This window comes from Paenibacillus wynnii (assembly GCF_000757885.1).
Lineage (GTDB): Bacteria > Bacillota > Bacilli > Paenibacillales > Paenibacillaceae > Paenibacillus_AQ > Paenibacillus_AQ wynnii.
This window is the reverse complement of record NZ_JQCR01000003.1, coordinates 510,185-532,210: the sequence shown is the minus strand read 5'-3', so window position 1 is coordinate 532,210 and position 22,026 is coordinate 510,185. Positions and strand designations below refer to the sequence as shown.

Sequence of the window (22,026 nt, the reverse complement as noted above, 5' to 3'; positions counted from 1 at the left end):
ATACAAGCTGTCATCTATGATCAAGTATTATTTAAATTTTAAAATCGACAAAACACGACACTTTAATTTAATATACTACTATACGGCTCTGCAGCTTTACTTTCGGCATAAGCGCCCAAATGGAAGGGGACAATAGGAATGAACCTGTCGGAAGTTTTATTAACCTTAGTCGTTTATTTACTCCCTATGCTGTTCTTTTTCTATATGGGTCTTGATGTCCTGGTGCGTAATCCCAAAAAAACTGAACATAGGCTAGTTAGCCTGATTACCGGATGCTATTTCCTGCTATTCCTCGAAGAGTACATCCGATTCTTACTGCCTATTAGTTATAGTCCTCCATTAACTGCAATAATGTTTTCTAGTATAGGTATTATGCTTCCAGGACTTGGATTTCACTTCTTTGCCAAAATAACAAGGATGGACAAGCGCTTACCTAAGCTATTGAACCCGTATATTTTTTATGTCCATCTTCTGATCATTCCCATCAATTTAATCAGTAACAAAAATTACATATCGTCCCAAAAATTCATAACAGCCGGAGTTTGGAAATGGCCAGTCTTTAACTCTGCTTATTATGCGGGGCTGACCGTCAGCATTCTAATTAGCGCTCTAACCTTGTTCATTCTATTCAAAGCTAAGTCGAGTGCAGGCTCACCAGAATATAAAGCGATTTTTAATTTGATGATTGTAGGCACTATTCTGACCCTAGGTTGGACTGCTATATTCGGATACTTCCGATTTGGAGAAAAGATTCCCCCTTTCCCCTATTTATACGCAGGTATTATATGGTGCTTCCTTCTCCAGCTTGCCATGAAAAAATATGAGTTTCTGAACTTCAATAATCAAAGGTACGAGAAGCTGTTCAACCTCAACCCTGCAGCTATATTGCTTATTGAAATTTCGGGCATTATAAAGGAGGCCAATCCCAGCGCCAGATTAATGCTCAATCATATTGATCTGGATCATGCGGTACTGAACGCTTTAGCTAGTGCAGAGCTTAGTAACAGTCTGAAGAAAAGACAGGAAATTAAGGAGCTGGAGACATCCATTCAAAATGGGGACACATTTTTAGACGTTCTAATTGATGGTGATTATGTCTCTGTGGATAATCAGCCCCATGTCATTTTGATCATTCGAAATATAACCTTACAGAAGGAGAATCAGAAACAAATTGTTTTCCTCGCTTACCATGATCCATTGACCCTTCTTCCGAACCGGAGGTACTTCTACGAAAAGCTGGCTGAAGCTATCAATGAGGCTAAGTCGCTTGGTCATCATTTGGCAGTTATCCTTATCGATCTAGATGATTTCAAGGATACGAACGATAGATATGGGCATGAGGCAGGAGATGAGGTGCTGCGGCATACCGCACACTTGATCAAGGAGGTTGTAGGCCAAAAGGGCGTAGCGGCAAGATTAGGCGGAGATGAATTTGTATTTTTCCTAAGTCCCATTCCGTCTATTTCATATATACAGGTTACCCTCCAGCAGTTAGAAACAAAGTTCTTGCACACCGATCTACAATATAAGGATAAAAGCCTCACTGTTAAAATGAGTATGGGTTATAGCTTTTATCCAGATGATGGACAAGACGAAGATACTATTCTGAATAATGCAGATAAAGCCATGTATCGTGCCAAAAGAAATCGAAAGCAGCAGCTTCTGTAGAGGACAACTGCCCCTATGATTCCACCATCTCTCCTCCGCCAACATGAAGAATTTGCCCCGATACATAGGCAGAATCATCTGAGGCCAGGTATACATAAGCCGGTGCTAATTCAAAAGGCTGACCTGCCCGTTTCATCGGCACCTCTGTTCCAAAGGTCTTAACCTTTTCTGCCGGGAAGCTTGCCGGAATTAAGGGTGTCCAAATGGGGCCTGGGGCTACTCCATTCACTCGAATTTTCTGATCTACTAATGAAAGTGAAAGAACTCTAGTAAACGATACGATTGCCCCTTTCGTGGATGAGTAATCAATTAACGTTTTCTCTCCCCGATATGCGGTCACAGATGCCGTATTGATGATAGAACTGCCAGCCTTCATATGGGGCAGAGCCGCTTTAGTCATATAAAAATAGGATAGAACATTCGTCCGAAACGTCATATCCAATTGGGCACTTGTGATATCAAGAATACTCTGCTGAGGAAACTGGACGGCGTGATTATTCACAAGAACATCAATTCTCCCGAAGGCCTCCACTGCTTTTACAACAACGGACTTGCAGTTTTCCTCTTCCTTTAGATCCGTGGCCATGGTTAAGCATTTTCTTCCAAGTTGTTCGATTCGCTGTCTTGTCTCAGCAGCATCCTGATGCTCATCATAATAAACAATAACTATATCTGCCCCTTCTTTAGCGAAGGCGATCGCGACAGCACGGCCTATCCCGCTGTCCCCGCCTGTAATAAGAGCAACTTTGTTACTTAGCTTGCCGCTTCCTATATAACATGGATTCTCCGAGATGGGACGAGGAACCATTAAGTATTCAAAGCCCGGCTGCCTCCTCTGTTCTTGCGGGGGGAATGTAAGCGGAACGTTCTTGCATTGGACCTCCGAACTATAATACGGGTAAGACGGATACATGGCCGTTTCTCTCCTTCTCATTCAATTTCCAATAACGTTCAGGTAATTAAACAGATCGAGAAATCATATGCGGTTAGGCTAGGCCATTATGTACTTATGAAAGTGCATGACATACGGGGACTGACTAAAAAACAATTGCATTCAACATTATTCCTATGGTATTATAAATTTCGTTGCAGGACGGTAGCTCAGCGGGAGAGCACTATCTTGACAGGGTAGGGGTCATGGGTTCGAATCCCATCCGTCCTATATAGTACAGATCATGAAAGCCTTGATATTCAAGGCTTTTTTTGTTGGTACAAAACGTTGGAATTGTATGGTACAGCGTGACAAACGTTCCATTGATGTTATTTTGATGTGAAACTATTTGGCAAGCCCTAATAAAGAACTTGAAAATCCGCTAAAATCTCAATAAGAGATCAACGGATTTTGTTCTGACGGCTTACTAGAAAAATGGTTGAAGTTTCGAAAGCACTCGGATAGTCAGCAACTTAAAATGCTTGAAGTACAAAATCAAATCTTCAGAAAACTAGATGTAATTCCTCCAAAAGAATTAAAAAATCTTCCGGTCGATGGAGAACCAGAAGATCATTCGTAAGGCGAATTTATTTTCACATATTTTCTCACTATAAAATGGGCAATTATTAAGCTTACAAAGAAATATATCGGGAGCCCCAATACCTTAGGTCTTTGAACTAGAGGTATTAATCCGATAGTGAAAATTTGAACCATCCAACAAACGCCTAAGGCAATCAAATAAGAACCAAAACATGATAAAACATGAAGAATTTTTCTTAATAAAGGGCTTAATTTATGAACTTCATTCTCCATGTTTTTCACTCCTTTTTTCTAATCTGTGCCTTCAACACGTATTATACAGAGAAATTTGGTAAAAAGAAACAGCGATCTTATGCGCGTTAACTAGCATTATTTCAGTTGACGCACGTACTCTTCTTCTGCTTGCTTTTTTGCCCATTGCATAACTTCTGACCATATCACCCGGATCTGCCGCTCTCCAAAATTGTAAGAAGGAAAGCCGGTTTGTTTCCTCATCTCATACGCTTTACGCTCACTAATCTGCATGCGCTCTGCCATTTGTGGGATCGTCATTAAGTCTCCATGCTGGTATGATGCGATTTCTGCGAGTACCTGCTTCTTAATCTCCAGTTTCATTAATTCAATGGCCTGGACAAACAACTCGAAGGCCTCTTCCTGGATCAAAGTTAAACCTCCTCTCACAACGGATCTAACCTTCCGATTCAGAAGGTCCGAAAACGCAATATTCCGTTCTCAGACTTGTCATCGTTTCGGCCAATAGTTCCGCTCTTCCTCTTCTCGCTTCCACCGATCAAGGCTGACCGAGCTGAACAAGTATCGGGGATTCTTACTTCCATCTGCACCAACGGTCCGATGCTACGGACAACCGTTCCAATATCCGCTTTTCTGCTTCTGCAACATGCTCGGCTACGATATCAGCAATTGCCTTTTCGATTGACATCACTCTTACACCTCGCTTTCTCATGTATCGCCCAATCATCCGATTCAGGCAGCGCAAGCATTTCGAATATTTTCCCAACCTGCAAAGTTGGCGACATCGCCAGGTTTCCGAATTGTTCGTAGGCGTGAATGAATTTTTGAGCCGTGCTGTGATCGATGTCGATGGATGAAAGCCAGACCATCCATTCTCCATGAGCAAGATCATTTTTCTTAACGTGTTTGAGCCTTTTACCGATTTCAAAAATCGATTGCCCAGCGATCTGCTTAAAGCTATTAATCTCAGCCGTGATGACCTTCAAATCAGATGAAAGAGTTAGCTCATTCATGTACGCTCCCCTTAAGATGAGAATTAATCCAGATGCCGTATGGCGAAGGACTATCATCTGACTCCCCAGGAACGCCTGCGCAAAGAATGGTTTGTGTAGCGGATTGATGAAAACAGAACATGTATGCTTCATCCAGTTCAAGACTTACTGATCCGATTTTAAATGCGATGCAGATCTGATCGTCCGAAATAGACGCAAGATCTGGATTGCTTACGGTTCCGTTCCAATAAGCAAAGATTTCAGAACTGCGGGAGATTTCGACCGAGCATTCAGCATTTAAAATGTGAATCTCCCGCAGCAGATCACGAAAATGTTCAGGTGTGCATTCATCGAGAATTATGGAAGAATTGTTCATTCGGTTGCTCCTTTCGATGGGAAAATCTGCCCTTCGCGTTTGGTTTTTTCCCACCAACAAAGGAAGTCTTCCCTGTCCGCTAGTACAGACTTCGGGCCAACTTTAAAGCTTGGAATGCCACCAATGTCAGGATTTGTGCTCATTAAAACGTATACCTTTCGCTTGGATAAGCTAGTAAATTCGGAAATTTGCTTAGCGGTTAGATGGGGTGGAAGGTACATTTTTTTTACCATCATTTTTTTCACCTCGCTGTTGTGCGATTATCTAACTAACTCATCAACGGTACAGACAAGCTCATTCCCTGACATTTAGCCATTGGTATTGATGATCAATCTCGTGACAGTGACGGCAAGCCAAATGGCGTGTATGGATCGGCTGTGATGTCGACCTTGGCAGCACGCTTATCCTGAGCCCCTTTGATAGCTTGCTGAATACTAGGTTTTCTGAGGTTTTCATAAACTTTGTGTTCAGCTGTCTTGGTACGAACTTTCAATGAAGAAATCACTCAACCGAAAATTCGGTTCAGTTAGCAATGCCTTAATGTAGCCATCAATTTTAGCTAATAGATGACCATGTCTTACGTCTGTCATTTCTGCAACATCGCGGCTGTCAACGAGCAATTGTCCGTTTTGATTTAAAATCGTTAATTGGTTCACTTGACTACCTCCTTTTTAGATATCCAGCGATTTAATGAATTTTGTTGAAAGAAAATTTGACCTCTCTGCCAAAAATGGGGTAGCCCATCTTCTTTGATCATTCTGCGTACGGTTTTGTCAGAAACTTTTAAGTATCGGCAAGCTTCGGAAATATCGAAGATGTTCGAATAGAGCTGCCGTTCAATTTCAGGCTGCAGCACGGCCAATAGTTCCTCACGAAGTTCCTGCTTAATATCAGCGCGAATGGCTTCGAGCAAATCCACCGTTTTGTAATCCATTACATCACTCCGTATTTATACTTCTCCCACTCACTTTTTTTAGGGTAGCCAGAAACTCTATCGCTATTCGCCTAAACAAGCGCACTTACATAAGTTGAATACTAACATTCACTAACAACCCTATAGTAGGTTCAAGGATTAGATTCTCCGTTTTCTTTTTGGGCTGCGGAAACTGCAGGTATTACTTCGGTTATTCTGGTAGCTTCAGCCTCTTGGTGCAAAACCTCTTTCAATATCAGCCGTGCCAAAACGTCGATGAGACGCTGCGGCTTTGTATGCGGAACACAATTTACGGTCACATTGATTACTGCCTTCTTCATCTAGCCACCTCTCAATATACGAATCACATTATTTAATATTGTCAAAAGAGATAGATTTCAGACCTGACTTATTCATCTGTGCGAAGATAGGCCACGACCGAAACTGAAATTTTCTGAGTATCCCCGAATAAACAATGCCAAGATTCTGCAGTTACATGGCACTCTATCAGCAGCCCTTCGGCGCCTCATAATTCAACCGCTCCTGCTCATCCATCCAGTGATCAAGCGAGGACAGCCTAAACCGCATCTGAGGCTTCTGCGACCCCCGGGAGCCAACAGGAAACCACGGGATGCTCCTGGCCTTGGCCATTGCGTACAGGAGCGTCTTGGAAATGCCGATGTACTCAGCGGCTTCTTCAGCCGACAACGTGGCCCGCTTTAGCCGATCCGCATATCTCTGATTCATAACTTCCTGTGTAGCCGGCAGCAGCTCAGCTATAATGCGCTCTTTGATTTCATCGATAAACTCATTGGTGGTCATCTCCTACTACCTTCCTCTCAGATACCCTGTAACGAAAAGAGCCCTCCGAAGAGGGCCCGTTTACATGCACGCTATTTACTTTCCAGCTCCGCCTTTTGCTTCTCCAGATCAATCAATTTCTGTTCAGCTTCGGCGAGCTGCTTCTTGTATGAATCCAGCATTTGCTGATTGTTCGCTTTAGCTTCTTCCGTCTTGGATGCTGAGACATTCAGCTCATAGAGTTGAATTGCTTCCTTGTATCGTTCAATGTCGGATTTAGCCTTATCTATCGCCCAATTTGCATCCTCAAGATTTCGCGGTTTATTCATATTCTCACTGGTTGTTTTCATCGTGTCTTTGACCTCCGATTTCAAAATGATCTTCTTCCCATCAACCGATACAGAGTAACCGGCGGCCTCTCCTATCGACCTGACCGGCGCGTAACTTTTACCGTCAACAATAATCGCCGTGTCCAGCTGCCGGCCGTCTACAATAACCGGCGCTTCTCCTTGAATAGCCTTTCCAACAAGGCTTTTAATATCATCTGCAAATGCTGTAGCAGAAACAGTAAAAATAGCTCCGACAAGGAATCCGACAATGTATTTTTTCAAAGCAATCCCCTTCTCATCCAATTTCCACCAATATACCACAGCGTCTGTTATTCGTTAAGCTCCGCCTTCTTCCAATGCCTCTAATCTATCAAAAATCTCGGAAATATCCTCTCCTAGAGTTCTTCCACTACGGTTTTTCAATTTGTACCAATCGTCCACAATGATATAACCACTACTTTGCAGTTCCAGATCCCCACCATTGGCATACAGCAGCAACCCACCGTTACCTACCAGTTCCATAATTGATGAGATCGTATCCAGCTTTCCTTTAATCACCCCATTCATGTAGAAATCCAGTGAAGGGACACCTGCATAATTGGGATCAATGGCGATTTTATTACCTGCATTTGTATACGCTGCGAAGACATTGCCATTACTGGACATCTCGCACCGTGGGAACGCATTTTCCTTCGTAGCGATGTACGAACCAAATATCTTTATAGACTCAATTAAACCAGCTGTGATATGACCTAAATTTGCATTGATGGCTGACAATTCATCCACTGTTATTTTCTCTGCCGTGACGGCACCTGCGGCCAGCTTCTCCGTTTCAATACTGAGTGCTACCAATTTCTCAGCATGAATCTCATTGATATTCCGGGTATCCAAATGATTCAACACAAAGAGCAACTCTTGAGTCATAATATTGTAGGCATTCAGCAGTTGGCCAACTAGAACCTTCAAATCCGGCTCATTTTGGTTTACACTTTTAAAATTAAAACCAACCATAAGGTCATCTCCTCTGCTTTAGCTTCTCTTAATTGAAAATTTAAAGAGTGTGTTATTCACACCGATATTTCGTTTTGAAATTTGTCCATTCAACTCGGACTGAATGCGCTGTGCCTCAGCTAAGGAAAGAGCACCTTTATTAATCCTCAGCCTCTTTTGTAGGTTGTTAGCTGCTTCTTGATTACCAAGGACTGCGAAGCTAGTTTTCCCATTCACAGGCATATTCTTAGTGAATTTTTTATGTTTGGAATCAATCGTATAGAATGAGATTTTTCCCTGCGGATCAATTCCACCAACAGCAAACAAAAGTGTGAAAGAAGATAATTCTGGAGTATGAAACAAAACATTAACGAATCCCGCTATCTCTGCAAGATTCCCTCTTTCCAGTATCCCTTCTTTTTCAAGTAATGAAATAATGATCTCCGCAGGCTGTTTCACCCCGGCATAAGTAATAAGTACATTTGAGAACTGTTTGCACTTTGGGTAACTCTCCCCTACTACCTCACCATTTCTCATTTCCCTTCCGTCTGTAACAACGGAAAGGAACTTTTCTGTAGCAATAATAGTTACAAGACTCATTTCAAAATCGCCCTTCTTTCAGATTGACTATATTTTTGAAAGCTGACATATGTTGCAATGCTAGGAACTTGATTCTATTAAACTCCCTCTCAGGCATGCCAAGTTCTGCCGCATTGCTTTTATCGTCTCCCTCCATACTGAAGAAAGTCTTACGAATAATCTGCCGCTCACGCCAGTGCAGCATAGCTAGTGCCTTCTCTATCGGCTCCAGTTGGCGATTAATCTGCTCGAGCTTGCCCAACAGCTCTTCCAATTCCTCCTCCCGGCGGATCGCAGCCCCTTCCACACTGGAGCGGGGGATCCCGCCCTGCTGCCGGGGCATGCCGTCAGAGCAAGATCTGCCGGGGCGGATATCCTGATCACGCCCCTTCAAGATGCGCAGCAGCTCGTCACGATCTGCCCGCAGCCCGTTGTATGCCAGTAGCTGCCGACGGACTTCCCACGCATTATTCATTTTTCGATTCAGCTCCAATCAGAGGCTCTCTCAGACTATGTCCTTTTTAAGGCCTCGTAAATCTCGCGATGTTCTCCGAGCAGTGCTTTTTAAGGTGACACAAATGGAACGGTGCCGTTACATCAATCAGATCCACCCGATGCATTTGGACTTTGATTTTCTTGCAGGTTGATCACAGATTCTGTACTGCATAGATACTAAGTTTTGCTAAGTTCTGAGGAAACTAAGTAGTGTACCTCTCCCTAGTATTACTTCACATTGTGCAGCCCCTTCTTTAAGGCCTCCGGAAACTCCGTATTCGTGCGCTTGAATTATTGAATTCAAGGTCAGGTTTTGTCAGGTTCTGAATAGTAACCGTCCTGTTCATCAAGTAGAGTTTTATGCTGTTCTCTCCCCCTTCTTTAAGGGGTCCGAAATGTCCGGATACTCGCATAGAATCTTAACAAAACCTAACCTCTTGTATTTCCCTTTTAGGGCTCGGAAATCTCGGAAAACTCAAGCCTTAATCGCTGCCAGTTCCTTTTTATGGGTGCCGAAACTGCCGATTTTAATGTCCAGTTTTGGCAGGCGGTTTGTGTTGCAATTTTAGGTTTTCTTAGGTTGCCTCACTACATCAGCCCCAGCCGCTCCGCGACATCCCGCCAGTCACGCTCTACCTCATAGTGTGGCCAGCGTTCGTCAATAATCTCCTCGATCTCACGGCTCAGCAGAGAAGCATCCATGCCACGCTCCCAAAGCTCATCAATCGTTTGCTTTACTTCCCTATCCAGTCGTTTACTCATAATTTACTACTCACCTCCTTTCCGGTCATTGTAAATAGATGGGCCGTTCCTAGTCGTTCCATGTTATGTTCCTGCGCTAAACCTATACGGGGCAAGGGTTTCACTTATCTGTTCCCTGTTCCCACTACTTGTGAAATATATGCTTATATGAAATTAAGGCTAATAGGATCGAATAATTTGCCCATGTAGCTATATATATTTATTTACTGAGAACATAGGGAACATAGAGAACTAAAATATAAATACCCTTATGGGGCAAGGAATTTCACGTTCCCACTCTTCTCTTTAGCACTGAGTACAACTGGGAATTTACTCCTTACCAAATTCCGAAAATCGGTCATTCGTATCAAAGGACCATCCAATCTTGGTCATATCAAAGCAATATGTCCATGGATTTCCTCCGCCCAATCTACGCCTCCATTTGGTACGCTGTGGAGCTGTCGTGGTCCAGCCCTTCTCCTTCCAGGCTTTAGCTATGGAAAGAGGGTCATATCCTCGTGATCGCAGATGCTCATCCAGCAGATCATCAATTACAAAAATCTCATCCGCTCTAATCTCACCGAACAGCCTCCCTGAAAAAGGTGACCCTCCATCATTTATGATGAACTGCCGATTATTCGCCGTCACCCAGCTCATTACAACTTCCAAGGCCTCTGCTGCCCGATCTAACTCAGGCGTCTCCCCTGTGATCTTCGTCCAAACCCGTGCCAGCTCATCTGCAGAGTATAGGCAGAGGCCAAAGCAGGAATCAAACATCTGACCAGTAACATCGATCAGTGCCATAATACGTGAAAGCCGCATTGCCACCTCACCAGCCAAACGACCCATTTCAAGGTAACGATCACAAGCGATACTGAACTGCTTTTTCCAATGATCCATATCCGCCATCATCAGGAAACGGATCCATGGTTCTGCCATGTGACCGTAATGTTCGCTGAGCTGCTTGTTCAGCTCCTGAACCAGTCTGGCCGACACAATATCTGCCGTAGTGAATGGGGAGCCTTCCAGCGACAGCACACGTCCCACGGAGCCGCCGTCCTTGGCGAAGGAAGTTAGCTTTTGTTCGCCTGTCGTGAGCATGACAGTCTGCCATCCTGCACTGACCTGAGCCCCCTTAAGTGATCCCCGTCCTTTGCTTTGCCCGCTACTGAACTGGAAGATGATTGGGCGCACTGTTCGCTCGTCTGTCTTCTTTGTATCATCTAGAAATAGCGGCAGATGGTTCATTGTGGAGGCGTAACGCTCAATAGCTACCTTCGTCATATTCCATTGCTTGAATATGCCTGGTTTATCTTCATCGGGACAGCCGAACAAGCTGGCTGCGACCCGCAGCGCTGTGGTTTTCCCTCTGGACGTGCTGCCTGCGAGTTCGAATATATAAGGGCTCTCTCCCCAGAGGTTCAGGAGCGGGGCGGACAGAGCAGCGTAGACTGCCATCTTGACTGGAGCAAACGGTTTAATCCGCTCCAACACTTTCAGCGTACCGGACGACTCCCCACGGGTATGAAATCCTCTAGCCGTCTGGCCGTCCCCCGCATCTTTCGGCATGAACTGAATGTCACCCTCTCCTATGAAGTTGTCTCCAAGCAGGAAGCCACCTGCCACCCAACCGAGCTGATTACTAACCTTCTTCGTTGTCAACCTGTCCTCGTTCTCCGACTCGAAGCGGCTAAGATATGCTGCCAGCTTCCGGGCGTTCTCCGAATGCACTGGCAGACCATAGTCCGAGAGGTTGATGAGCTTCTTACTATCTGCAAAGGAACTGCGTGTGTCTGAAACGGATTTTGTTCCCCTGTGGCTCACCCAGGACACATCCAAACCCTGCGTGTGATCTGTCAGATTCGTGTAACGCCCCGTGACAGCAACCAGACACTCGCATACTGGGGCATGCTTTACTTCACCGTTCTTCATCGTCTTGACCTCAAATATCTTGCCGTTAATAACATCGAAGCCCATAGGAATCTTGATACCGGTCAAGTCAATCGCCTTCACCTTGTCAGGTTCCGCAGCTTCTTCCGAATTCTCCAGAACGGGATCATCATCGAATGCCGCATAAATCTCAGCGCTGCTCTCTTCCTGAACCAGCCGTTGCACTTCCACAAGACCATGTGCGAACTTAACCATCTCTAAATGACTGGGCTTCTGATCAACATCCAATCCTTCGGCAATGTCCTCGTCCAAAGGGCCGAAACGATGAATACGGACCAGATCAAACGCGTTATGGCTGTGGCCGTCAGCCACCGGGTCACTGTCCTGGTGTGAGTACGCCAGTTCCTGACCCGAAAAAACCTCAAGCCCGTTTCCGCTGCTCCCACGGGCATACGTATACCGGTTCGACATGCTGCCCGCGGTATAAACTTCTGACAGAAATTCGTCTATTGCGCTCTCGATCCCATAAACCCGACAAAACTGCCCAACAATACCGCGCTTCTCTCGAGGGTCCTGCGGCTTTCTGCCCGTGAATCGGGTAACCGACTCATTGGGGTGTTTTGGCCAGTTCGCCGGGTCTGTCCAATCTACTTTGTACATTCCCAGCAGATGATCCACACCGAACGCCTTTCCCTCCGATTCCATGAAGAATGGTTTCGCATCCTTGGAACAAGACGGTAAGTACATGAGCCGATTGACATCAAAGGTGGTTTTGTCAAAGCAGTCCATTCCGATCATAAATGCGATCCTCCGCGAAACTGCCGAGCATTCATCCGGTGTCATTTCCCGATCCATCAGAATGATTAGTCGGTACTTCGGCTTTCCGTGACGGTGACTATGTGTAGAGTAAATCACATATGCGTAGCCGCCAATCGTTAAGTCCACCATCATTAGGAAATGTTCGTCCGGAACATCTACATCCAGAGTAATTAAACTACGAACATCAATGTTTTCCTTTCGACGCCGACCGGCTCGGACAAGGCCACCCACAAAGGCGGGACCGTTTTTGACGGCCCCCTTCTCCTCGCGGCTTAGCTTGTCATACTGTGCCATTGTCTCCGTTGTGCGGCGAACGATCCGCAACTGCTTCACAAAATCCGACCATTTCAGATACTCAACTTTCCAGTTGGTATCAGCCGCATTTCGGCCGAAGCTAATCGGCAGCTCCGAATCATGAACGACTGGCTTGGTATCTTGCCCGGTTATACCCTGTTGTTGCATCCGCTCCTGCCCCCTTTGCCGGTTGCCGCATGAAGCGATCTATATCAAGTGTGCCATGCTTAGTCATGAAGGGCTGAATCTGAGCAGCAAATAGAGCAATCGCCCATGGATTATGTGAGTCGAAAGCAAACTCCTGTGTTTTCCCCTTATTGAACACCGACCATAAAACTCCGGCATGCCCTTCTTCCTCGGCTCTATCCATTGCCACATCAAGTGCGGCAATGCGGCGGGCGTAAGGAATGGACCAAGTGTTGATAATTTGCCCCTGCCGGTTTATGAGTGATAATCTTACAGTCTTCAAGCGTTTCAACTCCTTTCTACTTGTTCCAGGCTAACTGCTTGCGACGACTTAATGCTGCGCTCTTAATGGTCTTTCTCAGTTTCGAATCCGAACGCAGTAGATAAGTAAGCCTGTTCACTGTCCCCCATATCAGCTACGACTTCCAGCAGCTTCTGACCCGCTTGTTCACGCGTATAGCTCTGATCAGTCAAGAGGGACATTGCTTCGTTTAAAATCGAATACTTCCAGCCGGTCAGTAACGTCATTTCAATTAAGGCTTTACGTTGTTGGTCATTCATGCTGTCACCCCGCCGCTCCGCAGCCACTCTTCCAAAGCTAAGCGAGTAAAGAAAATACGCGAACGCACCCTCACTGCAGGTATTTGTCCCTGCCTTACCATCGCGTATACTGTCGTTTGGGATACCCCGAGCAGTTCAGCAGCCTCTTTAACAGTTATAGTCTGCCGCTGCACTGGTGCCTGCTGAGTTTCATGCATGGCTCACTTCTCCTTTCTGCTTGTATGCGTCCTCCCGGCCCCAATGAATCTGATCCAGCGAGAAGCAGCGGTACAATTCACAAAATCTCTCTGTCAGATCGAGGCGGGTCTTACTGCAGTCCATTTCCAGCTCCCTCAGCCTCTTGGTTTTGATTCCAAGCAGTTTGGCCGCTGCCACTTCGGTATACCCAGCACGCTCCCGGGCCATACGCAACGTGATATTAGCCCGCGCTGCCCTCTTCGGCACAAATACAGGTTGACGGTCAGGCTTCCCAGGGACGTATCTACGCTCTCCCTGCTCTTCCACATACAACGTACAGCCACAGTCAGTGCAGCGGACCAGCAGTGAATGATGGTCTGTTTTACGGTCATAACCGCCCCGAGCCTCTAGCGGGTATCCGCAGCAGCGAATCGTGCGTTTAGCAGCAATGGCCAAAGCTTGCTTCGTTTCGCCCAATGTGGTATTCAGGACATACCGCTTCTGATCAACGGACTCATAATTGTCATCATCCAGAATGCGCCGGCCTTCAGCCATAACGAGGTTGAACAGCGCATGCAGTTTTCCATTTGCAATAATTCTTGTGAAGCTGGAAGCCAGAAACTCCGCCTTTGATTCTGTTTTAGGTGAGATAGTTGACATGGTGATTCCTCCTGAGATCGGGCCTCACTCTTGACCATTAAAGAAGTATGAAGGTATAATTGACGCCAAGAGCACCCATAGTTTTATTTTGATGATCGTCTTACGCGACCCGGCCAAGGATACTGCGTAAGACGATCTTCCATTTTCTACTGTCCACAAAATCCATCTACAACGCCTCCTACAAATTCCGGAACAGTTCAAGAATCGCGATATCCTCGCCCTTGAGATACTTCGAATAGGTTCTCTCAATCCAACCAGTAGCCTGATCCCTGTTCATCTTCCTGACCTCCTGCTTGATTGCAGCTGCCGTTTTTCCATACCTGCGAGATGCAAGCAACTTGTAATACTGGTCCATGAGCTGACCGCACTTTGGATTCCTATCATCTACCATTCCAAAATAGGCCATTTTCACCGCGCCTTTTCCGCTAATCAGTTCAGTCCCTGCTTCAGTTGTGCTGTAATCGGCCTGGCTATCACGGAGACGACGCATCGTAACGTCTGGTGCATTAACCTGTGCTTCGTAAGAAACGAGCCGCACGGCATCCGTATAATTGACTGACAGCCCGCTTTTCTGGAATTGTTCAAGAATGGTCTTCACACCAAGTGCAGCAAAAGAAATATCCTTTGCTTCCGGATAAACGTGATAATGACCTGCAGCATACACAACCACTGCATATGGAGAATGCGGGTTATTCTCGTGAATTGGATAGCCAAAGATTGTTCCGCCAAGCCGCTCCCGGAGAGTTGCAGCTTTGTCCTGGATCTGATGTTCGCTCAACTTATCTGCCATACTGCCCACCGCCTTCAAACTTAATGATTAACGCCTGCTCCTACCGCAGAACTTCGATGCGGACTAATATAATCTCCCTAGCATCCGCATGGAGATATCTGCCTGATTCCAGAACTAGCAATGCAGGTTCTGGCGGTAATTCTCTTGCCAGTTGCAACTGCTCTCTGGCCAGCTCCAGAAGCTGACCGCCATGCGAACCGGATATGGCCTGAAAAATAGCTTGTTTTCTTGTATCCTGCATGGCTGCTTCTCCTCTCTTAATATGGCGACTTACGATAATGAGCCGCTGCCTCTTCCTGAGTGACCATGTCGAAGCGGTTATGGAGTCTGTTCACCAGGGCTTGAATCTGTCCTTCTGTGAACCCCGCACCCTCCGCAGCCATGATCGTATAACCAGCGGCTGTCTGATTGCTCCACGCTTGCGGCGACAGCTTGTCTGCCGCTTGCTGGCCCGCGTGGTAGGCTTTAATCAGGAACTGCTCTACCTCATCCAGCAATGCGATCATGCCGTACTCCATCCCCTGAGGAAAATACTTTAGTGCCAATTCCCGGCGTCGTTGTGCAGCTGTGTACTCCAGATCATTCAAAGCTATTGACCTCCTCTCTTGGTATAAATGATTTATTTCCTGTCAAAGCTGCATAATGGAGAAATCTGCACTAATAGCTCCAGTGCAATTAAGTTCTGACCGCGCGTCCGAACATACAACCTTCCGTTTACACGAACACCGTAAAGCCTCATGACCTAGGCTCCCTGATCAGCGCGGTCTTCTTGCTCCAGATCAAACAGCTCGGAGAAGTCAACACCAAAGGCATCCGTCAGTTTCTTGACCACGGGGGGGCTGGGGTTGCGCTGCCCGTTGCAGATCTGCTGAGCGGTCACTTCACCGATACCGGCGTTTTTGGCCAACTGCCTGCGGGACCATCCACGGCGGAACATCAACTCTGCAAGCTTTTCCATCTTGATAGTGGCTTTCACGTATCATCACCCCTTTAATCTTATTTGAGATTTATTTAAATCTCTATTGAGACTATACCTTTTTCGAGTTAATCTGTAAAGAAAAAAGTTTCTTTTGAGATCAAAATGATTTACTATTGAGACTAAGGAGGCGAACCACAATGGAAGATAGTGATTTCGGTATTTTTATTAGGGAAAAAAGAAAAGCAAAGAATCTAACCTTAAAACAGCTTGCTAAAATCTCAGGAGTAAGCCAAACGTACATAACTAATGTTGAGAACGGGAAACGTGGCGCCCCTTCTCCCGAGATACTGAAAAAATTATCAGCTCCACTGGGTGTCGATTATGTGGAATTAATGAATAAGGCAGATTATGTATCTGAACACCTAATCCCACAAGATCATTTTTATTACGTGTCATCAAAAATTGGTGCTGCAATAGTTGATGTATTAAAAGAAATAAAACACACGAACAAATTTACACAGGAGGCGGCACAAGAGTTTCACAAAGAACTTATTGATGCAATAAAAGGTGCTGACATCTCCATATCCGATTTAAAGCGGCATCTATATGACGTAGAACCCGACGGAGACGCAATACCTCGAATCGCTGTTTGGGAAGAAACGGGGAAAATTGAAAATCTACTTGCACTTCTTGAAAAAGTAGCTGAGGACGACATAAATTTACGTTTGCTTAAAAGAGAACAAATACTGGCAAAAGAGTTAAGCACATACCTTACTCAAAACAAACTCACCTACAACGGTCATCCTCTCACCGATCAAGACCGACAGCGCGTCCTGGACATGCTGAAGGCTCTCTTTCCGGAATATCAGAAACCTGCCAGCGAACCCGGCGAAGAATAACATAACGCTTTAAAATACTGTTTTGGCAGTCTTCTTCATACATAACCCTTTAACCAAACATACATTCCCTATCTCGTAGCGTATCAAAGAACCCTCAGAAGGATGTGAGCGCCTCTTGTTCAACATTTCAGTTGACTTGGACAAAGCAGCACTACTCAAACTATGCAGTCAACATATTGCTGAGCAAGTCCATGAGATGGATTTCGAATTCGTCTTTTGGGACTCAGCGGAGCTCAAGAAGCGGACTTGCATGAGCTGGGGTACAATTCAGGAAACTTTCTTCTTCGATCCCCGCTTCCCCAAACGCAAGGTAGGTGGCAAATGGTACTATCCAGTCCGCGAGACTCGTGAATTTCTTGAACAGTGGCTCGAAGAACAATAATAGCTTTTCGTAATTTGCAGGGGGTGTAGACTTAACCGACACCCTAATTGAAAGGAGCACATCCACAGTGGCGAACATTCAAAAACGCGGCGACAACTCCTGGTGCTTCACCGTCTATACCGGCGTTCAGGCGAACGGCAAATATGGCCGCCGCACCAAGACATTAACCATAACCGATGAAGCTTTACTGAAGACCAAGAAGCGGCTTCAGGATCACTTAGATACTGAGTTTGCGAAGTTCCGTGAAGAGGTTCAGGCCGGGGAATTTATCGCACCGCAGAAGCTGACCTTTTTAGCCTTTACTGAGGAATGGCGGAGCAAATACGCGGAGAAGCAGTTAGGGAAAGCTACGCTGGAGATATACATGATTCACTTGCACAGCCGAATTATACCCGAACTGGGCCATATGAAACTGGATGCTATAAAGACGCTCCACCTTGTAGACTTGATGGATAGGCTCTCCACCGGGGAGCGAAAAGACGGTAAGGAGGGCACTCTGTCTGCAGGCACTGTTCAATACCTCCACAGGGTGCTTAGGAATATCTTTAGCCGTGCCGTGGACTGGAAGCTGCTCAAAGTCAATCCGATGGATGGCGTGAAGAAGCCTCGAGACGAACCACGAGAATTAAACGTTTATACTCAACAGGAAACAGATCACATCTTCACCCTTCTGGAAGCTGAAAAGGATTCTTGGTGCCTAATGATTACGCTGGCCCTTACAACGGGCTTACGCCGCGGCGAACTGCTGGGTTTGGAATGGAAGAATATCAATCTGGATGCGGGCACAATGGATGTTTTACAGAGCTTGAGTTTCACCAAAAGCGGTTATGAGCTGAAGGAGCCAAAAACCAAAGCCTCTAAACGCCGCATTGAGCTTCCTCTCTCCCTCATTCCGGATCTCCGATCTTACAAGGCCAAATGCAACGAAGAACGATTGGCCTGCGCCGATCTATGGGAAGGCGGCGAACAATTTTTCGTGTTTAATTCTTGGAAAGGAAAGCCGCTGAATCCATACAGCGTCAAAACATGGTGGACCCGCTTTACTAAGCGCCACAATCTCCGGTATGTTAATTTTCACGCCCTGCGCCACACTTCCGCAACGCTTCTGCTGAATCAAGGGTTGCACGCAAAGATCATCCAGGCACGCCTTGGCCATGCCAATATCAGCACAACCTTAAACATCTATACACACGCGCTCCGCGAAGCCGACCAGGCGGCAGCTGGCATATTCGATAAGATGCTGAAGGCCAGCAGGCAGAGTAGCATTTAAAGAAGCTCCATTAGGAGAAATGAGTAATTTTTGAATTGTATATATGTTTATTTAATAAATCCACTTGTGGTATAGTAAAGGTACAAAAGACGTACAATGCAAAGAGAGCCGTGCGCTAACACGACTCCCCGGTGCAATAGCCGCTTTTAAGGGCGGCGGCTTTAAACAGGCACTACCCACAGAAATAGGTCGCTATCCTGGACAGAGGGCGGCCTATTTCTTTTTGAGGTAATTTAGCAGAGCAATAATGAACATGCCAAACATGAACATCAGTGACAACGCTTGATAAACCTCCATGGCATCACCTCCCTTCCGGGAGATTAGCCGGCCACCCTTGCAAGCCTTCTATTGCTTCAGTCATTATATCACGGTGGTAAGCGGACTGGATAGATGAACTATTTAACGCATTTTCGCACTCTTCATCTACATTTGTATTTGATGCGAAATTGATGTGAATCCGATGTGAAAAAATATGTAAATGGATTATATAGCGAGGAAACACAACATACGATAAGCCATAGCCCTCTTATTCTGCGCGGTTTCTTCACACTATAACAGAAGCCGCGATAAGCACCCAATGACTTTGACAGGGTAGGGGTCATGGGTTCGAATCCCATCCGTCCTATACGTTCCACTGTAGCAAGGGTTTGAAGTATATTCATCCCACATCTATAGTTGGTGGTCACACCGTGACCCGTTTATAAAATAAAAGACCATTACTTTTAAGGACACATAATCCTTTAAGGTGGTGGTCTTTTTGCTATTAAAATTTGCTCTCTCCGAATTCAAATCAGACCGAATGTACCGTAATGTTTCTGATCGTACTCTCACCGCTTATATGGGACTAATGAATGAGTTCCATCAATACTGTGTTGAAAATGAGATCATTAATGTTGAAGATTGTACAGCATCCTTCGTTAAACAGTATTTGTTGCAATGCAAGGAAAAAGGTAACAATCCCACAACAGTAAACTCCAAGTTGCACATCCTCAAGATATTCTTCAATTACTTTGAAACTGAAATGGAAGTTTTCACTCCTAAAACCAATCCAACCAAACGAATTATTTTTGCAAAGGAAGATGTTAAGATTGAAGTTTTCACTGATGCTCAAATTAAACAAATGTTACGCTTCTACCAATCCATCAAATATCGTGACAAATCCTTATATGCTTATCGTGATTATTTTCTAATCATATGGCTTTTGGGTTCAGCGTGTCGGCTTGGCGAGACAGTAAGTTTGAAATGGTCAGACGTTGATTTAGTGAATCAAGTTATCACTGTTAATGGTAAAAAGAGAGTTGCCAGTAGCATTCCAATGTCAGATAGATTAAAACGTGAATTTATCGAGTATCGTATATTCGTTGAGAAATACTTTCCAACCATGCCTGAAACAGTGTTCACTGATCGTAATGGAAAGCCTTTAACAGATAACGCCTTGAAAATGGTATTCAAACATTTGAAAGTAATTATGAACTTCAAAAATGTACGTCTCTCCTGTCATACTTTCAGACATACAGCAGCGCATTCCATGATAATGGCTGGTTGTGATATTGGAACAATACAAAAATTGCTTAGACACAGTAACATCTCTATGACCCTGAAATATTTCTCACTTTGGGGAACCGCATTAGCCGAACAGAATGAGAAATTCAATCCTTTAAACAATATGGATATATAGCCATGAATATCCTTAATCGTTTGTTATGGATTTTGGATGATGATACTTATGATCAACTCCTAGCCATTACACAAGCCCATTTGAGGTTGGTAATGGAAGCAATTGAACCATCTTGTGATGCTGATAAGAAAAAGGTAATAGAGGGCGACATACTTGCCCTGACAACGTTGAGAGAAAGCATTATCCACCAGTTTCAGGAAATCTATAATATAACCAATGGAGGTTTCACTAATGGAAACGACTGAGATGATTGAATTGGCTAAATATGCACTTGTATTGACTATACCGTTTGAATTAATAGGAGTATCCGTTGGTAAAACTTATCCAATCCTAACAAATGAATTTGACGGTGAAATGTATTTGATTGACGATGATGGCAAAGAAAATTCAGGTGCGCTCATGATGTGCGAGACAATGCTGTTCGTGTGATTCTATATAGTAAAGTATTGAAACCCTTATATTCTTATAGGGTTTTTTTGGTTTTCACCGATATCTCATTTTCATTGAAAAACGACACACTTTAATATTTTCATCATCATAAACCCCTTGTAAATACCGGCTTTTCTAACAGTGTTCAAGGTTCCCAAGGGGGAAGAGAATACAAGATAAAAGCGAGAAAATGAAAACAGTCAAATTAGCCACATAAAATATATGTTATTTAACACTCTGATATTTTTTATATAGTGAAGGAATAATCAGTGGGTAGGATATAATGTCCGAGGCAAAACGTGTATATTTAGGATTTCCCCATTAAACCGCTAAATCATTGACTCATTTGATGCTCTTACAATTTTGCCTAATAAGGATATAGAAACAGAATAAAAATTAAGACAGTTTAGGATTTCTCTGTATACCGTGAAAACAATGGGTTAAATGTAAGTTGGGGACACGATCTTTGGTCGCCTTGCCATATAAACAAAAGGAATTCTTCAAAATCGTAATGGTGTTTTAAGGAGAGCATAATAAATCGTGTATGTTTAGAAATCATCCGTCATAGTTTAGAAACCCTTGATTCCCCTATGTTTTATAAGGTTAAATTCATCATTGAGTCTATTTTATATATATGATAGAAGAGATAGAAAATCAGATGAACATAATGTTAATCTGAAAACTTTACCATTCAGAAATCAATGTTAAGGGTTCAGAAACCCCTTTATTATTCCTAATTTATAAGGCTCAAACAGGTGTAAAGTAAAAACTGCTAATAAGGGATAAATAGCAGCAAAATTGATGTGAAGTTTTAGGAATTCAATTCAGGAAAATAGAATCCTTTAATAACATAGGGTTTATAACGATCATTGTCATGTCGAGTCTATTTCTTATATATGGAAGAGAAGAAACAGATGATTATAAAACGTGAACATGTAAATTAGCCATATGTATATTGAAGTATTTACCCAAATTTCAAAACTGCTAATAAGGGATAAAGAACAGCAATATTTAGTTTGCTTTGAACAGCAGCATCTCCCTCCTACCCCATGCCCCATAAAACAAGTCTTTCATTACAAGTCTCTAAAAATAGAATGAAAAAATCAATCCGTGGACACTTTTACACACTCAAAATAACCTTATGAACATTTACTTTTTTCGCAATTATTAAAAACACCTAATAGGGAAGAAAGATAGCATCGTTCCCAATGTGTCATTTTCCGAAGTCCAGCCAGCACGTCAGTCACGTCTCAATATCTAATCATTTAGAAATCACCTCAAACCCCACTTACAATAAGCGTTTCTCAAGATTATCTATGAGATGTAATGATGAGGAGTATTGGAGAAAAGATGTAACGCTTCAGACATTTTTCGTTAAACATTGATTTTTCAACGTTAAATGGTTAAGTTCACCCTTGAACTTGACCTCTACAATTTAACAATAACCCTACAAATCAACGTTAGA

At 44.2% G+C, this 22,026-nt stretch carries 32 protein-coding genes and 1 tRNA gene; 8 read left to right on the top strand and 25 right to left on the bottom strand.

The window, feature by feature from the left end:
• The first annotated feature begins 138 nt into the window (after positions 1–138).
• On the top strand, positions 139–1,668 hold the full coding sequence (locus PWYN_RS17675; RefSeq protein WP_036654740.1) for a sensor domain-containing diguanylate cyclase: 1,530 nt from the start codon (positions 139–141) through the stop codon (positions 1,666–1,668).
• Positions 1,669–1,681: 13 nt separating this feature from the next.
• Here PWYN_RS17675 and PWYN_RS17670 read toward each other — a convergent pair whose 3' ends face one another.
• A complete protein-coding gene (locus PWYN_RS17670; protein WP_036654738.1) occupies positions 1,682–2,581 on the bottom strand; it encodes an SDR family oxidoreductase in 900 nt (299 codons plus the stop codon).
• A gap of 177 nt (positions 2,582–2,758) precedes the next feature.
• Between PWYN_RS17670 and PWYN_RS17665 the strand changes: the two genes are divergently transcribed.
• A tRNA-Val gene (locus PWYN_RS17665) sits at positions 2,759–2,830 on the top strand.
• A gap of 339 nt (positions 2,831–3,169) precedes the next feature.
• Here PWYN_RS17665 and PWYN_RS17660 read toward each other — a convergent pair.
• The 23 genes from PWYN_RS17660 to PWYN_RS17555 all read right to left on the bottom strand — a co-directional run bounded on the left by PWYN_RS17660 (position 3,170) and on the right by PWYN_RS17555 (position 15,960).
• Positions 3,170–3,412 (bottom strand): hypothetical protein, encoded by a 243-nt coding sequence (locus tag PWYN_RS17660; protein WP_036654736.1) that lies wholly within the window; start codon positions 3,410–3,412, stop codon positions 3,170–3,172.
• 96 nt (positions 3,413–3,508) lie between these two features.
• The gene (locus tag PWYN_RS30060) at positions 3,509–3,802 is read right to left on the bottom strand and encodes a helix-turn-helix transcriptional regulator (protein ID WP_036654734.1); all 294 of its coding nucleotides are present in this window, start codon (positions 3,800–3,802) and stop codon (positions 3,509–3,511) included.
• A 251-nt stretch (positions 3,803–4,053) separates the two neighbouring features.
• Entirely contained in the window at positions 4,054–4,404 is a 351-nt protein-coding gene (locus tag PWYN_RS17650) for a DUF3102 domain-containing protein (RefSeq protein WP_084146775.1), read from the bottom strand.
• Complete coding sequence (locus PWYN_RS17645; RefSeq protein ID WP_036654733.1) at positions 4,397–4,759, bottom strand: hypothetical protein; 363 nt, start codon at positions 4,757–4,759, stop codon at positions 4,397–4,399. Before PWYN_RS17645 ends, PWYN_RS17650 begins: the two co-directional genes overlap by 8 nt.
• Positions 4,756–4,995: a MerR family transcriptional regulator gene (locus PWYN_RS29785; RefSeq protein WP_157261213.1), complete on the bottom strand. Its 240-nt coding sequence runs from the start codon at positions 4,993–4,995 to the stop codon at positions 4,756–4,758. Before PWYN_RS29785 ends, PWYN_RS17645 begins: the two co-directional genes overlap by 4 nt.
• Before the next feature lie 231 nt (positions 4,996–5,226).
• Entirely contained in the window at positions 5,227–5,415 is a 189-nt protein-coding gene (locus PWYN_RS29640; protein WP_036654729.1) for a Rha family transcriptional regulator, read from the bottom strand.
• Positions 5,412–5,693, bottom strand: a complete 282-nt coding sequence (locus tag PWYN_RS17630; RefSeq protein WP_036654726.1) for a helix-turn-helix domain-containing protein — start codon at positions 5,691–5,693, stop codon at positions 5,412–5,414. Before PWYN_RS17630 ends, PWYN_RS29640 begins: the two co-directional genes overlap by 4 nt.
• Positions 5,694–5,824: 131 nt before the next feature.
• The gene (locus PWYN_RS17625; RefSeq protein WP_036654724.1) at positions 5,825–6,013 is read right to left on the bottom strand and encodes a hypothetical protein; all 189 of its coding nucleotides are present in this window, start codon (positions 6,011–6,013) and stop codon (positions 5,825–5,827) included.
• A 166-nt stretch (positions 6,014–6,179) separates the two neighbouring features.
• The gene (locus PWYN_RS17620) at positions 6,180–6,494 is read right to left on the bottom strand and encodes a helix-turn-helix domain-containing protein (RefSeq protein ID WP_052088084.1); all 315 of its coding nucleotides are present in this window, start codon (positions 6,492–6,494) and stop codon (positions 6,180–6,182) included.
• 71 nt (positions 6,495–6,565) lie between these two features.
• Positions 6,566–7,084, bottom strand: a complete 519-nt coding sequence (locus PWYN_RS28240) for a hypothetical protein (RefSeq protein ID WP_157261211.1) — start codon at positions 7,082–7,084, stop codon at positions 6,566–6,568.
• Between the two features lie 54 nt (positions 7,085–7,138).
• Positions 7,139–7,813: a hypothetical protein gene (locus tag PWYN_RS17610; RefSeq protein ID WP_036654722.1), complete on the bottom strand. Its 675-nt coding sequence runs from the start codon at positions 7,811–7,813 to the stop codon at positions 7,139–7,141.
• Between the two features lie 18 nt (positions 7,814–7,831).
• Entirely contained in the window at positions 7,832–8,392 is a 561-nt protein-coding gene (locus PWYN_RS17605) for a hypothetical protein (protein ID WP_036654720.1), read from the bottom strand.
• A gap of 1 nt (position 8,393) precedes the next feature.
• The gene (locus PWYN_RS17600; protein ID WP_157261210.1) at positions 8,394–8,846 is read right to left on the bottom strand and encodes an ArpU family phage packaging/lysis transcriptional regulator; all 453 of its coding nucleotides are present in this window, start codon (positions 8,844–8,846) and stop codon (positions 8,394–8,396) included.
• Positions 8,847–9,454: 608 nt separating this feature from the next.
• Positions 9,455–9,628, bottom strand: a complete 174-nt coding sequence (locus tag PWYN_RS29300; protein WP_157261209.1) for a hypothetical protein — start codon at positions 9,626–9,628, stop codon at positions 9,455–9,457.
• A gap of 309 nt (positions 9,629–9,937) precedes the next feature.
• Positions 9,938–12,778: a DUF927 domain-containing protein gene (locus PWYN_RS28235; protein ID WP_052088082.1), complete on the bottom strand. Its 2,841-nt coding sequence runs from the start codon at positions 12,776–12,778 to the stop codon at positions 9,938–9,940.
• Entirely contained in the window at positions 12,729–13,079 is a 351-nt protein-coding gene (locus PWYN_RS17590) for a hypothetical protein (RefSeq protein ID WP_036654715.1), read from the bottom strand. The genes PWYN_RS28235 and PWYN_RS17590 overlap by 50 nt, the downstream gene beginning before the upstream one ends.
• 62 nt (positions 13,080–13,141) lie before the next feature.
• Positions 13,142–13,357, bottom strand: a complete 216-nt coding sequence (locus PWYN_RS17585) for a hypothetical protein (protein ID WP_036654713.1) — start codon at positions 13,355–13,357, stop codon at positions 13,142–13,144.
• Positions 13,354–13,554, bottom strand: a complete 201-nt coding sequence (locus PWYN_RS17580) for a helix-turn-helix domain-containing protein (protein WP_036654711.1) — start codon at positions 13,552–13,554, stop codon at positions 13,354–13,356. Before PWYN_RS17580 ends, PWYN_RS17585 begins: the two co-directional genes overlap by 4 nt.
• Positions 13,547–14,194 (bottom strand): hypothetical protein, encoded by a 648-nt coding sequence (locus PWYN_RS17575; protein WP_036654709.1) that lies wholly within the window; start codon positions 14,192–14,194, stop codon positions 13,547–13,549. Before PWYN_RS17575 ends, PWYN_RS17580 begins: the two co-directional genes overlap by 8 nt.
• A gap of 178 nt (positions 14,195–14,372) precedes the next feature.
• The gene (locus tag PWYN_RS17570; protein ID WP_036654707.1) at positions 14,373–14,984 is read right to left on the bottom strand and encodes a hypothetical protein; all 612 of its coding nucleotides are present in this window, start codon (positions 14,982–14,984) and stop codon (positions 14,373–14,375) included.
• 40 nt (positions 14,985–15,024) lie between these two features.
• Entirely contained in the window at positions 15,025–15,225 is a 201-nt protein-coding gene (locus PWYN_RS17565; RefSeq protein ID WP_036654706.1) for a hypothetical protein, read from the bottom strand.
• 16 nt (positions 15,226–15,241) lie between these two features.
• Entirely contained in the window at positions 15,242–15,571 is a 330-nt protein-coding gene (locus PWYN_RS17560; RefSeq protein WP_036654704.1) for a hypothetical protein, read from the bottom strand.
• Between the two features lie 155 nt (positions 15,572–15,726).
• A complete protein-coding gene (locus PWYN_RS17555; RefSeq protein WP_036654701.1) occupies positions 15,727–15,960 on the bottom strand; it encodes a helix-turn-helix transcriptional regulator in 234 nt (77 codons plus the stop codon).
• 140 nt (positions 15,961–16,100) lie between these two features.
• Between PWYN_RS17555 and PWYN_RS28230 the strand changes: the two genes are divergently transcribed.
• From PWYN_RS28230 to PWYN_RS17540, 3 genes are all read left to right on the top strand, one after another.
• Entirely contained in the window at positions 16,101–16,802 is a 702-nt protein-coding gene (locus PWYN_RS28230) for a helix-turn-helix domain-containing protein (protein ID WP_052088081.1), read from the top strand.
• A gap of 175 nt (positions 16,803–16,977) precedes the next feature.
• Positions 16,978–17,184, top strand: coding sequence for a group-specific protein (locus PWYN_RS17545; RefSeq protein WP_420805815.1), 207 nt, complete (start codon positions 16,978–16,980; stop codon positions 17,182–17,184).
• Positions 17,185–17,251: 67 nt separating this feature from the next.
• A complete protein-coding gene (locus tag PWYN_RS17540) occupies positions 17,252–18,454 on the top strand; it encodes a site-specific integrase (RefSeq protein WP_036654696.1) in 1,203 nt (400 codons plus the stop codon).
• A gap of 213 nt (positions 18,455–18,667) precedes the next feature.
• Here PWYN_RS17540 and PWYN_RS30335 read toward each other — a convergent pair whose 3' ends face one another.
• Positions 18,668–18,751, bottom strand: a complete 84-nt coding sequence (locus PWYN_RS30335) for a putative holin-like toxin (RefSeq protein ID WP_219214875.1) — start codon at positions 18,749–18,751, stop codon at positions 18,668–18,670.
• A gap of 451 nt (positions 18,752–19,202) precedes the next feature.
• Here PWYN_RS30335 and PWYN_RS17535 point away from each other — a divergent pair, with 451 nt between their 5' ends.
• From PWYN_RS17535 to PWYN_RS17525, 3 genes are read left to right on the top strand one after another with little or no spacing between them, the layout of a single operon-like run.
• Positions 19,203–20,132, top strand: a complete 930-nt coding sequence (locus PWYN_RS17535; RefSeq protein WP_338049240.1) for a tyrosine-type recombinase/integrase — start codon at positions 19,203–19,205, stop codon at positions 20,130–20,132.
• A 2-nt stretch (positions 20,133–20,134) separates the two neighbouring features.
• The gene (locus tag PWYN_RS17530; protein WP_036654692.1) at positions 20,135–20,377 is read left to right on the top strand and encodes a hypothetical protein; all 243 of its coding nucleotides are present in this window, start codon (positions 20,135–20,137) and stop codon (positions 20,375–20,377) included.
• Positions 20,364–20,561 (top strand): hypothetical protein, encoded by a 198-nt coding sequence (locus PWYN_RS17525; protein WP_036654691.1) that lies wholly within the window; start codon positions 20,364–20,366, stop codon positions 20,559–20,561. The genes PWYN_RS17530 and PWYN_RS17525 overlap by 14 nt, the downstream gene beginning before the upstream one ends.
• The last annotated feature ends 1,465 nt before the right edge of the window (positions 20,562–22,026 follow it).